This is a genomic window from Negadavirga shengliensis, assembly GCF_042652345.1.
Classification (GTDB): Bacteria; Bacteroidota; Bacteroidia; order Cytophagales; family Cyclobacteriaceae; genus Negadavirga; species Negadavirga shengliensis.
Genome location: NZ_JBHSJJ010000005.1, coordinates 26,298 through 41,944, shown reverse-complemented (window position 1 = coordinate 41,944; position 15,647 = coordinate 26,298). Strand labels below are relative to the sequence as shown.

The 15,647-nt window shown below is 47.6% G+C and carries 12 protein-coding genes; 8 read left to right on the top strand and 4 right to left on the bottom strand.

Annotated features, from left to right (window positions below; genetic code table 11):
• The first annotated feature begins 197 nt into the window (after positions 1-197).
• Together ACFPFU_RS10155 and ACFPFU_RS10150 are read left to right on the top strand one after the other, a co-directional pair.
• Complete coding sequence (locus tag ACFPFU_RS10155) at positions 198-2,639, top strand: alpha-glucuronidase family glycosyl hydrolase (RefSeq protein ID WP_377064111.1); 2,442 nt, start codon at positions 198-200, stop codon at positions 2,637-2,639.
• 142 nt (positions 2,640-2,781) lie between these two features.
• The gene (locus ACFPFU_RS10150) at positions 2,782-3,975 is read left to right on the top strand and encodes an ATP-binding protein (protein ID WP_377064109.1); all 1,194 of its coding nucleotides are present in this window, start codon (positions 2,782-2,784) and stop codon (positions 3,973-3,975) included.
• A 128-nt stretch (positions 3,976-4,103) separates the two neighbouring features.
• Here the strand turns inward: ACFPFU_RS10150 and ACFPFU_RS10145 are convergent, their stop codons facing one another.
• Positions 4,104-5,516 carry an L-serine ammonia-lyase gene (locus ACFPFU_RS10145; RefSeq protein WP_377064107.1) on the bottom strand — a complete coding sequence of 471 codons (1,413 nt, stop codon included), beginning with the start codon at positions 5,514-5,516 and terminating at the stop codon, positions 4,104-4,106.
• A 202-nt stretch (positions 5,517-5,718) separates the two neighbouring features.
• Between ACFPFU_RS10145 and ACFPFU_RS10140 the strand changes: the two genes are divergently transcribed.
• The 5 genes from ACFPFU_RS10140 (at position 5,719) to ACFPFU_RS10120 (ending at position 11,025) form a co-directional block, all read left to right on the top strand.
• Positions 5,719-7,263, top strand: coding sequence for a calcineurin-like phosphoesterase C-terminal domain-containing protein (locus tag ACFPFU_RS10140; protein ID WP_377064105.1), 1,545 nt, complete (start codon positions 5,719-5,721; stop codon positions 7,261-7,263).
• 222 nt (positions 7,264-7,485) lie between these two features.
• Entirely contained in the window at positions 7,486-7,974 is a 489-nt protein-coding gene (locus tag ACFPFU_RS10135; protein WP_377064103.1) for an META domain-containing protein, read from the top strand.
• Between the two features lie 171 nt (positions 7,975-8,145).
• Positions 8,146-9,096, top strand: a complete 951-nt coding sequence (locus ACFPFU_RS10130; protein WP_377064102.1) for an ROK family protein — start codon at positions 8,146-8,148, stop codon at positions 9,094-9,096.
• Positions 9,093-10,289, top strand: a complete 1,197-nt coding sequence (locus ACFPFU_RS10125) for an MFS transporter (RefSeq protein WP_377064100.1) — start codon at positions 9,093-9,095, stop codon at positions 10,287-10,289. Before ACFPFU_RS10130 ends, ACFPFU_RS10125 begins: the two co-directional genes overlap by 4 nt.
• The gene (locus ACFPFU_RS10120; RefSeq protein ID WP_377064098.1) at positions 10,264-11,025 is read left to right on the top strand and encodes a sugar isomerase domain-containing protein; all 762 of its coding nucleotides are present in this window, start codon (positions 10,264-10,266) and stop codon (positions 11,023-11,025) included. The genes ACFPFU_RS10125 and ACFPFU_RS10120 overlap by 26 nt, the downstream gene beginning before the upstream one ends.
• A gap of 39 nt (positions 11,026-11,064) precedes the next feature.
• On the opposite strand, the gene ACFPFU_RS10115 is transcribed toward ACFPFU_RS10120, so the two are convergent.
• From ACFPFU_RS10115 to ACFPFU_RS10105, 3 genes are all read right to left on the bottom strand, one after another.
• Positions 11,065-11,958 (bottom strand): hypothetical protein, encoded by an 894-nt coding sequence (locus tag ACFPFU_RS10115; protein WP_377064096.1) that lies wholly within the window; start codon positions 11,956-11,958, stop codon positions 11,065-11,067.
• 58 nt (positions 11,959-12,016) lie between these two features.
• Positions 12,017-13,000, bottom strand: a complete 984-nt coding sequence (locus tag ACFPFU_RS10110) for an aldo/keto reductase (RefSeq protein WP_377064094.1) — start codon at positions 12,998-13,000, stop codon at positions 12,017-12,019.
• 212 nt (positions 13,001-13,212) lie between these two features.
• Positions 13,213-14,235, bottom strand: a complete 1,023-nt coding sequence (locus ACFPFU_RS10105; RefSeq protein ID WP_377064093.1) for a quinone oxidoreductase family protein — start codon at positions 14,233-14,235, stop codon at positions 13,213-13,215.
• Between the two features lie 64 nt (positions 14,236-14,299).
• Here ACFPFU_RS10105 and ACFPFU_RS10100 point away from each other — a divergent pair, with 64 nt between their 5' ends.
• Positions 14,300-15,514: a DSD1 family PLP-dependent enzyme gene (locus ACFPFU_RS10100; protein WP_377064091.1), complete on the top strand. Its 1,215-nt coding sequence runs from the start codon at positions 14,300-14,302 to the stop codon at positions 15,512-15,514.
• Positions 15,515-15,647 lie beyond the last annotated feature (133 nt).

Genomic DNA, 15,647 nt, shown 5'->3' with positions numbered 1-15,647 from the left:
CTCTGTGTGTCGCTTGCGTCATGCTCGATTTCATCAGATGATTTTTTGTTGCTCCTTCCAAAATAAGAAAATCTCCTCTAAAGCAGAAGTACAAACCGAATTTAATACCACTAAGCCGTGAGGTTGGACTAAGCCGTCGCCTTGATAGCCTATCTTAATTCCTGCGGGGTATTTAGAGCAAACATCCCGAGAAAATCATGTCAAAGAACATTTTCCTTTTCTTGATCTGTCTTCTAACCGCCGACCCTTCTTTCAGTCAGACCTCCCTATCACAAAAACTGGATTTTTCCGAGGCTGCCATTTTCCTTCACAAAGACGCCGGTGAACGAAACAGGATTCTGGCAAGGGTGCTTTCAGAAGAAATCCACAAAAGGACAGGAAAAACCTTCAACATCCGTCATCAGTTTCCAAAAGACAATGAGCCAGCCATCGTGCTGGGTACATTCGATCAGATTAACGTTTTTCCGGAGAGGCTCCGGCAAGCCCTAAGCACGCTCGAAACCATGCCCCGGGAAGGCTTTGTGGTTTGGACAGACCCCAAAGGACCCGCTGTTTATATCATAGGGCAGGATGACAGGGGCTTGGTATATGGAGCAGGCAGGTGGCTCAGAAAAATGGAGTGGGGTGCCGGACAGCTTTTGGTCCCCGCCGACCTCAGCATTCAGAGTGCCCCGGCCTATCCGATCCGAGGACACCAACTGGGATACAGACCAAAAACCAATTCCTACGATGCTTTCAGCGTGGGAATGTTCGAACAATATATCCGGGAATTGGCCCTCTTTGGTGCCAACAGCATTGAAATAGTACCGCCACGGACAGATGACGATTTTACCAGCCGACATATGCAATTACCCGCCATTGAAATGATCGCCGAGCAGTCGCGCATAGCGGACCAATTTGATATGGATGTTTGGATCTGGTATCCCAATATGGGTTCCGATTACAGCCACCCGGACGCCGTAAAGGCCGAACTGGAGGAAAGACATGAGGTGTTTGCCGCCCTGCCGAGACTGGACCACCTGTTTGTACCGGGGGGAGACCCCGGTGAGCTGGAACCCGATGAATTGTTTGACTGGCTTGATAAATCCGCAGAAGTGCTGCATCAGTATCATCCAAACGCAAAAATATGGATCTCACCCCAGGTATTCAGGCCGACCCAGGCATGGTTTGACCGTTTTTTTTACCATATCAACCAGCAGTATGACTGGCTGGGGGGTGTGGTGTTTGGCCCCTGGGTAAAAATCCCTTTACCCGAACTGCGGGAAAAGGTGGATGCAGCCATCCCCATCAGAAGGTATCCCGATATCACCCATAGTCTCAGTTCCCAATACCCCATCCCCGAATGGGACCTGGCACTGGCCATGACTTTGGGACGGGAATGCATCAATCCGCGGGCAAAGGATCAAAAAGCCATCCACAACGCCCTGGCCCCTTATGCGAGCGGCAGCCTGAGCTACTCGGAAGGCACCAATGACGATGTCAACAAATTTATCTGGACCGATCAGGATTGGGATCCAAATACACCGGTTATAGAAACCCTTAGGGACTACGCCAGGTTTTTCTTTGGACCGGAATGGGTAGAAGGCGTGGCCCAAGGTCTATTGACACAGGAAGAAAATGTGAGAGGTCCTTTGCTTACCAATGCACAAGTACCTGTCACGTTACTTCAATGGCAGGAAATGGAAAGAAAAGCCAGTCCGGGGCTGATGAAAAACTTCCGGTTCCAGATGGGGTTGATCCGGGCCTATTTTGATGCTTATGTACAGAAAAAACTGATCTACGAGACCCAGCAGGAACAAGAGGCGAGGAGCATACTTGCTGTCGCGGAGGACAAGGGCAGTTTGGAAGCTATAGAAACGGCTAAGCAGATCCTGAATAAAAACTGGGATGATCCTTTGGCGGCCCAACTGAAAAACCGCTGCCATGAACTGGCGGAAAACCTGTACCAAAGCATCGGCGCCCAGCTCACCGTTGAACCCCACGGTGCGGCCCCAGGCAGGGGCAATTTTGTGGACAACATGGAGGCCGTCCTGAATGACGCGCCGTGGCTGTTGGACAACCTGGAGGCCATTGCAAAAATAAATGCTGAAGCGGACAGGCTGAAACAATTGGATGCGCTCCTGAACCGCAACAACCCAGGTCCTGGAGGCTTTTATGATAACCTTGGCCATCCGAAAAGTTGGAAAAGGGTAGTGAGTGATAAAAGCTGGAAAGAAGACCCGGGCAGCCTTTATTCCCCGCGGATCAGTTTTGGTGTGGGCTTGATAGGTGTGGAATGGGTACATGAAGTGCGGGCCATAGGATTTGAGGGGACATCCTCGCCCCAATCCTGGATGATGCAGGTCAATACGCTTTATGACGCGCCGCTTAAGATACGTTATAAGGATTTAGACCCTAAATTGACATACACCCTAAAGGTGGCCTATACCGGTAGATTCCGGTCCAGGATGAAACTGAAGGTGGATGGTGACATCACCATCCATGATTTCATTCAGACGGGCCATCAACCCATCTATTCCTTCCGGGTACCCAAAGAAGCTTATCAGGATGGTGAAATCACCTTTACCTGGACCTGTGGGGAAGGGGAAAGGGGATCACAGGTAGCCGAGCTTTGGTTGATTCCGGAGGTGGAAAAATAATGATCTTAAGAGAAAAATCCCCCATAGCGGGGTAGAAATTGATCAATCGGTATTTTTTAATTTAAATCCAAGCCACAAAAAGTAAAAATGCATATGTACTTGTGCATTTATCTGTTATATTTGCACATGTATTTATGCATTTATGGAGGAGCTACTTGAATTATCCGAGGAAAAAATCCTCAATACCGCTTTAAGTTTTAAGCGTCACCTTTTTTCCCGAATCAACTGGACAAACCGGCTGATCGGCATAAAGGGTGCGAGGGGGACCGGTAAAACCACTTTGGTCCTACAATGGTTAAAGGAATTGAACTTAAAAAAAAATGAAACTGTATATGTTTCGCTGGATGATTTGTATTTTACAGCAAATACCCTTTTAACCACTGTCCGTAAATTCCGCCAGCATGGGGCAAAAATTGTGGTATTGGATGAGGTCCATAAATATCCAAACTGGGCCAAGGAAATTAAGAACCTGTACGACAGGTACACCGATCTCAAAATAATATTCACAGGATCTTCCGTCATTGACATTTCCAGGCAAGAAGGGGATCTCAGCCGCCGGGCGCTCATATATGAACTAAAAGGGATGTCCTATCGTGAATTCCTTGACTTTCAATATGAAAAAAGACTCCCTGTCTTTACACTGGAACAACTGCTTGATCCGGGACTAAATCTTAGAACTCAATTCGACGAAGACTTCAAGCCGTTGGAATTCTTTCAAGAATACCTGGAATATGGATATTATCCTTTTTTCAAAGAGGATAAAGGAGGATATCTCCAAAGATTGAGGCAACTGGTTAGGTTTATTGTGGAATATGACATGGCAGAACTCAAGGGCTTTGATATCCGGCACGCCAAAAAGATGCTCCAGCTTTTATATGTTGTCGCCCAGTCTGTCCCGTTCAAACCGAACATCAATAAATTGGCTGAAAAAACCGGAATCCACCGGAACTCCATCAACAATTACCTTTATTTTTTGCATGAGGCAAAACTGGTGGAATTGCTCCATCAAGCGGGAAGCAGCATGGCAACCCTGCAAAAACCGGAAAAAATCTATATGGAAAATACCAATTTGCTGTTCGCTTTATCAGAGTCCCCACCCTCTAAAGGCACCGTCAGGGAGGTTTTTTTTAATAATCAATTAAGCGGCCAATATAAAGTCACCCATTCACCCGTTACAGACTTTGAAGTGGACAACAAGTATTCTTTTGAAATTGGAGGCCAAAGTAAAGGCAGAAAACAAATAGCCAGCTTGTCCAAAGCTTGGGTGGTGAAAGATGATCTGGAATATCCGGTGGGCAATGCCCTTCCCCTATGGATTTTTGGATTTTTGTATTAATAAAAAGAGATGTGACATCTGAACGTCTCAGGAACTATCGTGTCCTTTGCCAATCTTAATACAAATCAATAATTCTCAGCGTCAGTCCTTGTCAAGCAGCGTAATCTGTGGTTCCTTCACCCACCAAATCAACAATCCACCCAATTCACCGTCAGGGCCAGACCGCCTTCGGAAGTCTCCTTGTACTTTCCGTTCATGTCTCTGGCCGTTTCCCACATGGTACGGACCACCTTGTCTAAGGGCACCTTAGTGTGCCCGGCATCCGTTTCCAAAGCCAGCTCCGCCGCATTGATGGCCTTAATGGCCCCCATCGTATTGCGCTCTATGCAGGGTACCTGTACCAAGCCCGCTATGGGGTCACAGGTCATCCCGAGATGGTGTTCCATGGCGATCTCCGCCGCGATAAGAACCTGCCCCGGACTCCCTCCCAGCAGCTCGCACAAAGCCCCGGCCGCCATGGCACTTGATACGCCTATCTCTGCCTGGCAGCCGCCCATGGCAGCCGAAATCGTGGCCCCTTTCTTAAAAATCGCCCCTATTTCACTCGCTACCAATAAAAACCGATGTGTCTGGTCATCCCCTGCCTTGTGATTTTCTATTGTCAAATAATACATCAATACCGCTGGAATGACTCCCGCGCTGCCATTGGTAGGCGCTGTTACTATCCTCCCAAAGGAAGCATTGACCTCGTTCACAGCCAAAGCAAAGCAACTTACCCATTTCAATACCTGCCGGAAACTGACCGTTGTCTTTTTGATGGCAGCCATCCATTCTTTGGGATTTGTATAGGCAACATCGCCGATCAACCCCTTGTGCAAGTCAAAAGCCCTTCTTTTCACCTTTAATCCTCCAGGTAAAACCCCCTCAGAATGACAGCCAGTGTACATGGATTCCAGCATGGTTTCCCAGATCCTCCCCAATCCCCGGCGCACTTCCTCCGTGGACCGGAGGCTCAGCTCATTCATCCATACAATATCGGAGATGTGCTTATCCTCCCTGTTACAGTATTCCAGTAATTGGTTGGCCCTTTCAATGGGGTATGGAAAAGTTTTCAAGGTATCTTCCCGGTCGCTTTCCTCTCCTTCCTTGATCACAAAGCCGCCCCCAATGGAATAATAAGTGGCGCTATGGTTTCCTTTATGGTGACGAATGGTAATACGAAGGCCATTGGCATGGTAGGGTAAAAATTTCTTGTGAAAAATGATGTCCCTGTCAGGGTCAAAGCCAATTTCCGTTTCCTGGTGAAAATAGAGCTTTTTTTCCGATTTGATCTTATTCACAGTAGTTTCAATGGCGTCCATAGGAATGGTCTCCGGATCCAATCCGCTTAACCCAAGCATCACCGCCCAGTCGGTGGCATGGCCTTTTCCGGTAAGTGAAAGAGAACCGTATAACTCCACTGTCAATGACCGTATCTCAGCAATGTGCTCAGCTTTTATCTCCCTGATAAAGCGCTGGGCAGCGCGCCAGGGGCCGAGGGTGTGGGAACTTGATGGCCCTACACCGATTTTGAGCATGTCAAATACGGAAATACAATTCATAGAAAATCCGAAGTAGATGTATTCCAAATATAGGCTACTTTCTCTTACTTCATACCATTTATACCATAATGCCCTACAGAATTGTTGAAATTTTCAATCGTCCATTAATAGTACATTTATAGGGCTTTTGGTGTAATAATGACGAACCATTTCCACATTTGTAATGAACCGCTACAGTCCCCAATTTCTAACCGCAGCTTTTTTGTTTTCTATATTTCTGGTGCAGACGGCTGAAGTTTTCTCTCAAGAAACAGCTACAGGGTATGTCTATCATGATTTGAACAAGAACGGGAAAAGGGACTCCTCCGAGCCGGGGTTGCAAAATGTGCTGGTGTCAAACGGAGAATGGGTGGCTTCCACGGATCAAAACGGTTATTGGGAACTTCCGGTAGAGGAAGGCACCGGTATATTCATCATCAAACCTTCAGGCTATGCGGTACCCTTGAATGACCAACTCCTCCCACAGCATTATTACTGGCACCTTCCCACTGGATCGCCGCATACCGAGGTTCCAGGAATTGAGCCGACTGGGGCATTACCCGAATCCATTGACTTCGCCCTGTACGGGCAGCATGAAGAAAATCAGTTTGAAGTACTGTTATTTGGGGACCCTCAGGCAAGGGGGCTCAAAGAGGTGAATTATATCAGTCATGATGTAGTGGAAGAATGCATCGGGAGTACGGCCAAGTTGGGGATTACCCTTGGGGACATTGTTGCGGATGATCCGGCACTTTTCGCGGAGGTGAGCGAGAGCCTGGCCCAAATAGGTATTCCATGGTATTATGTCTTTGGAAACCATGACCATAACAGGGATGTGCAGGAAGATAGTCACAGGGACAGCACGTTCAAGCGCTTCTTTGGTCCCAGCACCTATGCTTTTGAATATGGAGAGGTGGCTTTCATTATACTACGTGATATCCATTATGCAGCAGATGGAAAATACATTTCCAGCTATACCGATGAACAGTTGTCATTCGTCTCCAATTACCTGGAGCATTTGCCCGAAGAGAAACTGGTGGTATTGGTCCAACATGCACCGATCATCCGTACCGAGGGCAGGGACCGAATGTACCGTTTACTTGAGAAAAGAGTTCACTCCATTTCCATTTCGGGCCATACCCATACCATGAACCATGTTTTCATTGATGAGGAAATGGGATGGAAAGGCCCTCAACCCCACCACCACTTCATCAATGCTACCGTAAGTGGCAGCTGGTGGTGTGGTCTAAAAGACGAAACAGGCATCCCCCATGCCACCATGAACGACGGTGCCCCAAACGGTTATTCCATCCTAAGCTTTGATGGTACTGATTATCGCATCCGCTTCAAAGCCGCCCGACGACCGGATAATTACCAGATGAATATCCATTTGGCGGATGATATCAACCTGCAAGAATTAGACAAGGAACAAGTCATCGTCAATGTGTTTTCCGGATCGGAAAAGTCCAAAGTGAAAATGAAAATTGGCGGAAAAGACGAGTGGATACCCTTGGCTTTTACGCCGATGCCGGATCCTCACAATGCCTGGATGCATTCCTTAAGTCCATTTTTGGATGTCAAACTGGAAGATGGCAGCAGGACAGATGAAGCTCTGGGATGGAAAATGGACCCCCCGGGGGTCTCCCAGCATATCTGGTCAGGCCCCTTGCCCCATGACTTGGCCCCGGGCACCTACCACCTCCAGATCAGGACAAAGGACATGTTTGGACAGGAATGGGAGGCATCCAGAATATTTAGAGTAAGATAGGAAAAGAGAGGTAGAAAATCGGCAACAGGCTCTATAAAAATACCAGCCGCTATGCATCTTGCAGCACCTGTAAAATGAAATTTTAAGGGTTACTTCCCCATATCTTTGGTGCATTACGCCTATTATTTTGTAAGAATTCCAAAAATAACCGCTACAAACTGTAGCATTTTGCCTTATTCTTCCGTATAAATAAGAAAACAGTTCCATTAAATTTTTAAGGCTATGAAAAATGCAGGTTTATTATTTTTCACTTTTGTATTCACCTTGTTGTCATTATTAATAGGGTGCCAGGAAATGGAATGGAAAGCCGGGGATACGGTAGCTTTGGTCCAACTTCCCGATATTGACCAGCATCAGGAAATGCAACTTATCGGTACCAGATGGAAATTCATAGGGATCGCTGATGGCACCAATCATACGGTCGAAATCGCCCGACCGAGTTGTGAGAGTTGCTATTGGGTACTTTTTGGTGAAGACGGCAGCTTTCGGGGAAAATCCTCCACCAACCAGGTAATGGGAAATTTTCAGGTAGGACAAACGGCATCTTCTATCAAAATTCTCCAATACATGGGCACCAAGATCAATGAAATCTATGATGGCCCCGAGTACGTGCAGCGCTTCCGGCAGGCAGCCAGGTATACCATCACGACCAGGGGTTTGGAGCTCCACAATGGTAAAGATGAAAAATACCTGCTTTTTGTGCCTATGTAAGGGAAAACCCCGAAGACGATGACAACAAGCCAAAAGTCATATTAAAAATAGTGTTCCCGAATTTTTCAAGAACAAGGAAATTGATTTGAATATTTTTAAATTGGACCTTCTCCCGGGATTAAAGACAGAAGGGGGAATAAACCTATCAACAATAAGCCCATTACATAAACCATGACATTCCTATCTGTAGATCTCGGAGGTACTTCGCTGAGGCTGGCCACTTTCACGAAAGAGGGTGACCTGATAAGCAGGGAATCTTTCCACCTGGAAAAAAGGCAAGGGAGTGAGGTAGGCAAGCTCATCCGGCAAAGGGTGGAAAAACAATTGCAGGACAATCCGGATATACAAGCGATAGGGGCATCTGTTCCAGGAATAAGCCGGAAAACCACCCAAACCGTCTGGGCTCCCAACATCCCCGGCTGGGAGGATTATCCTTTGTGGGAGGAAATCTCCGGCGTTTCTGAAGGCATTCCCGTCACCATAGACTGTGACAGGGCTTGCTATATCCTTGGAGAATATTGGAAAGGCCACGCAAAAGGTTGTAATGATGCCATCTATCTGTCGGTAGGAACGGGCATCGGCGCAGGCATTCTGGTAGACGGCAGAGTGCTACAAGGTGCCCATGGCATTGCCGGATCTGTGGGCTGGATGGCTTTGGACCGGCCTTTTCAGGAAAAATACATCCCTTGTGGCTGTTTTGAATACCATGCGTCCGGTGCAGGCTTGGCCAAGGTCGCACAGGAAAAGCTGGCAACAACCGCCGGCTCACCGGGTAAACCCTCCATGACCGCTCAAAAAATAGAAGCCGGTGATGTCTTTGCTGCTTATGACAAAGGAGAAAAATGGGCCATAAGCACGCTGGAAAATGCCATCGGCTACTGGGGTATGGGCGTGGCCAACCTGATCAGCATCTTCAATCCGGAAAAGATCATTTTTGGGGGCGGCGTATTTGGGCCTGGGAAACGGTTCCTGGAAGACATTGCCACAGAAGCCAAACAATGGGCCCAGCCCGTAAGCATGAAGTTGGTTAGTTTTGATGTTTCGGCATTGGGAGGAGATGCGGGGCTTTATGGAGCAGGTTACCTGGCTTCGCAAACGCTTGAAAACCAAAATGCCTTATGAATTATAACCGGAGATACGTTTTCTTTTCCGCCTGCTTGGGCATGTTGCTGTTTGGGATTACCCTGATCACTTTGGGTGCGGTAGCGCCAGCGCTAAAAGCCAAATTTTCTCTGGATGAAATCGAGGCGGGCACCCTCTTTTCCATTTTGCCCATTGGCATATTAATGGGATCCCTGTTATTCGGCCCCCTCGCAGATAAGTACGGGTTTAAGTTCCTGTTGGCATTCTCCTCACTCTGCCTCTTTATTGGCTTTCAGGGGATTGCCTATGCACCTTCCTATCACTGGATAAAGGTTTTTGTCTTCCTTTTTGGTCTCGGAGGAGGCGCCGTCAATGGGGCCACCAATGCGGTAGTGGCGGACATCAGCACCTCCAATAAAGCTGCGGATCTAAGTTTATTGGGTGTTTTTTTTGCCATAGGCGCATTGGGTATGCCCTTTATCCTGGGGATATTGAATGAAATATACGCTTTTGAGACCATCGTCTCTATGGTGGGAGGACTGGCCCTGCTGGCCGCGGTCATCTATTTTATTATCGGGTTTCCTCCCCCAAAACTAAAAGAGAAACCAACCGGGGCAAAAAACTGGAGCATGATAAAAGACACGGTCCTGTGGCTAATTGCTGCCTTTCTTTTCTTTCAGAGCAGCATGGAAGGCATAATTAACAACTGGACCACGCTTTTCCTGATCGAGGAATTGGCGGCCAATCAGAGCAACGCCCTCTATGCCCTCTCCCTTTATGTAGTGGGTATGGCCGTGATGCGGATCCTGATAGGAAGTGTTCTACGCCCCCTTTCCTCACAAAAAATATTGTTCCTATCTTTCGCCCTGCTGCTTCTGGGTTGTGGGTTTATGGGATTTGGAACCGGTTTCCCCACGGTTGTCATCGGTTTGATTTTGATTGGTGCGGGACTGGCAGCCGGATACCCCGTCATGCTTGGTTTCGTCAGCGACCGTTATACCGAACTGAGCGGGACGGCTTTCAGCTTTGTGTTGGCGGTGGCCCTCATAGGAAACATGAGCGTCAATTACCTGATGGGGTTTGTAGCAGACAGATTTGGCGTTGCCAATTTACCTACGGTAGCATTTTGTATCGTAGTTTTGATGATGGTATTATCCAACCCAATTTTAAACAATACAAATAAAGTAAACACAAACAAAGACGATTATGCTAGCAAAACAATGGCTCAATAATGCCCGGGATGTAATGTCCCGGATAGAGGACACCCAAATGGAAAACATCCGAAAAACCGCTGAAGTGATGGCGGACTCGATAGAAGCGGGCCGTTGGGTGCATACTTTTGGTTGCGGCCATGCCACCATACCCATAGAAGAAATGTATCCGCGCATCGGCGGTTTTGTAGGCTTTCATCCCATGATAGAACTCCCCCTTACTTTTTTTACCAGAATAACCGGGGAAATGGGTGTACACCAATTTTTATTTCTGGAAAGGATGGAAGGTTATGGTGTGGAGATCATGAAGGGGTACAATTTTGACCCGAAAGACACCATGTGGGTGTTTTCCCATTCGGGGATAAACAATGTCAATATAGACGTGGCATTGGAAGCCAAAAAGAAAGGCATGAAGGTCATTGCTTTTGGCTCAGCGGCTGAAGCCAAAGGGAAACAAACCCGTCATTCCAGCGGCAAAACCATTTTCGATGTGGCGGATTTGGTGGTGGATACCTGTGCGCCCGCAGGGGATGCCTCAGTACCCCTGAAAAACCATCAGGATAAAATCGGCCCTGTTTCTACCATGGCCTTCATTACCTGTGTATGGATGACGGTGACCACGGTGGCAGAGATATTGGCTGACCGGGGCGTGAAACTGCATATCCATCCTTCCCACAATGTCCCGGGAGACACCACGGCCAAAGAGAGGCTGGAAGGTTGTTTAACGGAATACAAGCGCCGGGTGGCAGGCGTATAACCCACTATAGAGAGCAGTACATGAATATTTGTACTGCTTTCATGATTTTTCCAGCGTGTGGGGCACTTTTACATACACCCACCAAATTACTACCGCAAACAAGGACATGGAAGTAATCATTTCCGCAAAATGCGCCCATCTGACGGTATCAGGGAACAAAAAATTGGGAATGGCCAACCCCAACCCGGGACTCACAAATACCAAAATCAGGCTTATCAACAGCTGCCCTGGTCTACCCTTAAACATCTGTACAACCGGCAAAACAAACACCCCAAACAAAACTCCCCGCACAAATTGAAAAGGAAATAGGACGGGATTGTCATGAAAATTGTTGGCCATTGAAGCCAGAAAACCATGGCCGGTGGGATCACCGGAGTAAAACACCCTTAAGTCTTCCACCTGCCATGCCACAAAGTACCCGAATAGGAAATAGATGCACACATATGATATCCCAATTAAGGCCAATTGGTAAGGTAGCGAGGGTAGTGGTCGCCGCTCATATCCAAAAGCTCCATAAACCGCTTCATTTTGTTTTTGTCCGAACAGCATCACCCCCAAGGGAACCCCCGCCAATACCACCATGCCATTGGCGACGGCTATAAAAAAAATGTCGCTGGGCGTAAGGAGAGGGAAGGCGCTTCGAAAAAAGAAGGTTTCGATTTGGCCCATAAAAGAATACACAAAAAAATAAGCCAGCATTAGCCAAACGATAAGTTTTGCTCCTCTCCATCTGGAATGCCTAATGATGTAAAACAGGGTAATACACACCCAGGTATGAACCAATAAAATAAACAGCAGGCCGGAGGGATCCGCTTTTTCACTCCCCGCCTGAAACCCTTCCGAAAAAGGAAGAAGCATGGAAATCACTATAAAGACGATTGTAGTGATGATCACCAGCAGTAACAATTTGAATAAATCTTTTACTACTTTCATTGAGGCTTGTCCAAATTAAATCATAGCGGTGTCTTTTCCCTTTGATACCTTTCAAGATTTACTTCATCTTAAACAGGATTTCCCTGAATAACGGTTGATAAAGTGACCTGATATGATCCCTGCTCTCCGCCGGCAAACGGATAATCCCTCTTGTATTGCTCTCTGCCTGTTCAGGTGTACGGATTCCGGGGATTACAGTGGATACCCCTTCAAAACTCAATATAAAGCTCATGGCCAGCTCAGTTTTGGAAAGCCCGTGCTTGTCTGCCAATGGCCAAACATTTTCAAGCGCATCCAGGGATCCGGACAGTATCTCAGGAGGAAGTCTGAAAAAGCGGTGGTCGTCTTCGGAAAAGCGGGTTGCTTTGGTAAATTTTCCGGTCAGCAGGCCGAATTGCAGGGGCATTCTGGCGATGATGCCGTAACCTTTTTCATGCGCCTTTGTGACAATATCCAGGCTCTCTTGGTTGATGATGTTAAGCACCAATTGAAACCCATCCCCTATGCCCTGTTCCAACATGTATTCAGCTTCCGGAAAAGGCTGGAAAGTATTCAGGGAAACACCCCAATACCGGATTTTACCTTGTCGTTTCAGCTGTTCCATCGCTTCAACACATTCCCCAGACTGCAGGTCTGATTTTTTTGCGGTATGCAGCTGATAATAGTCAATGGTGTCTCTTTTTAATCGCCACAGACTCTTCTCGCAGGATTCCACAATATGTTTCTTTGAGTAATCCACCACAATTTCATCATTTGAAGACAACCTGTGCCCTACCTTGCTGGCGACAAATACGTCGGTCCGGTTGCCGAGAACCTTTCCGATCAGTTCTTCCGAATGCCCCAGCCCATAAAAGTCAGCCGTATCATAAAAATTAATGCCCAGATCAAGACTCCGTTTTAAGGCTTTTATTGATGTCCGATCATCCATTTGTCCCCATCCTATGGGCACATCACCGGCCATGGCAGGACCACCAATGGCCCAAGCACCAAATCCCACTGCACTTACCTTTAATGCTGTCTTACCGAAATTCCTGTATTCCATTACTTTTATATTTGGGAAATTGATTCAACGATCTGGACCATTTCATAAAACTCGTGTCAATTAGTGGAATTCCGGCCTGCCGGGCACCTACACTAAAGCTATGGCGACAGCGTGCAGGCAGGCGTGGACAATAAATCCCTTGGCTAACCCGAAAATCCATCCCCGACTTAACCAGCTCCTCACAAATATTCCTAGGAAATAAGGTTACCTTTTTACCAGTACACATAAATTTTCCCCATGCTTTTCCCGGATTCCAACAGTTGATGCGCTTCTCCGATTTGACTGGCCTGAAACGTGGCACCGACCACCGGCTTGATTTCCCCTTGGAGCCATAATTGGTGCAACTCCCCCAGGCATTTCCCAATGACAGCGGTATGATTATCCGCAATGCGCAACATATTTACGCCTATTACTCCGTGCGACTTCATCATCATGAAAAGAGGGCTCACAAAACCGGTTTTCAGCAGAAAAGCCAGATCGTTCAGAATATGGTCTTTTTTCCCGCTGCGGGCGGCTCCACCAAAACAATAGATTTTTCCACCATAGTTCAAAAGCTTCATATCCTCTTTAAAACTGTTTCCTGCTACGGTATTGAAAATGTAATCAATTTTGCGTTTGCCTAAGCGGTTTTCGATGAGCTTTTTATAATTGTTTTTTTTATAATTGATGATAAAATCAACGCCCATTGCTTCCAAAAAAGCTACCTTTTCTTCAGATCCGCACAGCCCGATCACCGTAACCCCTTTTCGCCGGCAAAGCTGGCTGAGCGCGGTGCCTACCCCTCCGGCGCAGGCATGGATCAAGGCTGTTTCCCCTTCATGTAAGTTGGAAATGTAATCGGTCATATAATATGCCGTGCAATACTGCGTGGCGAGCGCACAGGCTTCCCCTCCGGATATACGGTCCCCGATGATCCTGGCCGCCCTAAAGTCACCCACCGCCTGTTCTGCGTAGCCTCCGAAACGGGTAAATGCCACCACCCTTTCCCCGATAAAGTCCGGCGGAGTACCTTTGCCGCATTGTATGACTTTTCCTACCACTTCATACCCGGGCACAAAAGGGATTTTGGGAGCGTCTTTGTAGAGCCCGTTCCTGGCCATCACATCGGCATAGTTTAAGCCGAAGCCCTCTACCTGGATCAAGAGTTGGGAATCGATGGGAACAGGTTTTTCCTGCTCTTCGAAGGCAAAGGCTTCCTGAGCATTACCATATTGTTTGATTTTAATCTGCTGCATAAAATCCGCTTTTTTATCTGGCAATATTTATTAAATTTAAGATAACAATTTTATTTCCAATACCATGGCCCATTCTTTAAACCGTCGAAAGTTTCTACAAACCTCCGCATTGGCAGGCACTGCCCTTCTCTGGTCTCCCCCCATCAAAGCCAATAATCATGATATTGCCAATGAGATCGGCAAATCCAAATGGGACCTGGACACACCTGCTCTCTGCGTGGACCTGGACAAACTGGAACAAAATCTTAAAAAGGTACACACCCGGCTGGCTGGGACGGGTGTCGGGGTACGCCCCCACATAAAAACCCACAAATGCCCTGCTTTGGCCAGCATGCAGATGGAGGCAGGTGCCCTAGGCGTATGTGCGGCAAAACTATCCGAATCGGAAATAATGCTTGGCAACGGCATCAGCGAGGTGCTGATGACCGGCGTAAATGTGACCATACCCAAGATCCAGAGGGCCATGGCCCTAAGAAGAAAACACCCGGGTTTTATCCAAGCGGTGGATAACCCCCAAAATGCCCAGGATCTCCAGGAGGCCGCCAGAGCAACCGGGATCATGGCCGATGTGGTGGTCGACATCGATGTCATCAGAAGGTCGGGGGTAATGCCCGGCAAGCCGGCACTGGCCCTGGCCCAGATGGTGGACAAGATGCCCAATCTCAATTTCAGGGGTATTTTGGCCTATGATGGAGGCGTGCAGCATGTAAAAGGCTTTCAAAAACGGAGAGAACGCGCCCTAAATACTTTTGAACCGGTAGTGGACACCTATGAGCAAATGAAGAAGTCAGGGTTGAACCTAGAGATATTCAGCGGCGGCGGCACCGGTACTTATGACATTATGAGTGAGGTACCCGGATTCACGGATGTACAGGTGGGCAGTTACCTTTTTATGGACTGCCAGTACATCGAAATCGGCGGTGCCAATAATGAAACCGAATTTGATGATTTTGCCCCTTCCCTTACCGTGATGACCACCGTAGTCAACACCAACCACCCGGGGCGGCTGGTTACCGACTCCGGGGCCAAGGCCCTCACCTTGAACAGACCCACTGCTTGGGTCCTAGGAGAACCTGATTTTGTATACAATGCGGGATCCGATGAATATGGCACCATTACCTTCGAAAAGGCTTCAAAAACCTATAAAGTGGGAGATCCTTTGGAAGTCATTGTACCCCATTGTGACCCCGTGGTCAACTTGTATGACAAAATCTACGGCATCCGCAATGAAAGAGTGGAAAGCATCCTCCCCATCCTGGCCAGAGGAATGTCGCAATAATACCTTGCTTACCGGAAGTACGATTAATCCGCCACTTTCCGAAAATAGACGTTTTATGTTTAAGCCACAGATAACCCGAATTCCCACAGATTCGTTTGCTGTGAGGTGGAGGACCGCCACCTGGAAAGGAAGC

Bases quoted from the DNA above. Each gene is read 5' to 3' on its own strand.
- ACFPFU_RS10155 (WP_377064111.1), top strand. From the start codon at position 198: ATGTCAAAGAACATTTTCCTTTTCTTGATCTGTCTTCTAACCGCCGAC.
- ACFPFU_RS10105 (WP_377064093.1), bottom strand. From the start codon at position 14,235: ATGCAGCAGATTAAAATCAAACAATATGGTAATGCTCAGGAAGCCTTT.
- ACFPFU_RS10110 (WP_377064094.1), bottom strand. From the start codon at position 13,000: ATGGAATACAGGAATTTCGGTAAGACAGCATTAAAGGTAAGTGCAGTG.
- ACFPFU_RS10125 (WP_377064100.1), top strand. From the start codon at position 9,093: ATGAATTATAACCGGAGATACGTTTTCTTTTCCGCCTGCTTGGGCATG.
- ACFPFU_RS10130 (WP_377064102.1), top strand. From the start codon at position 8,146: ATGACATTCCTATCTGTAGATCTCGGAGGTACTTCGCTGAGGCTGGCC.
- ACFPFU_RS10100 (WP_377064091.1), top strand. From the start codon at position 14,300: ATGGCCCATTCTTTAAACCGTCGAAAGTTTCTACAAACCTCCGCATTG.
- ACFPFU_RS10135 (WP_377064103.1), top strand. From the start codon at position 7,486: ATGAAAAATGCAGGTTTATTATTTTTCACTTTTGTATTCACCTTGTTG.
- ACFPFU_RS10150 (WP_377064109.1), top strand. From the start codon at position 2,782: ATGGAGGAGCTACTTGAATTATCCGAGGAAAAAATCCTCAATACCGCT.
- ACFPFU_RS10145 (WP_377064107.1), bottom strand. From the start codon at position 5,516: ATGAATTGTATTTCCGTATTTGACATGCTCAAAATCGGTGTAGGGCCA.
- ACFPFU_RS10115 (WP_377064096.1), bottom strand. From the start codon at position 11,958: ATGAAAGTAGTAAAAGATTTATTCAAATTGTTACTGCTGGTGATCATC.
- ACFPFU_RS10120 (WP_377064098.1), top strand. From the start codon at position 10,264: ATGCTAGCAAAACAATGGCTCAATAATGCCCGGGATGTAATGTCCCGG.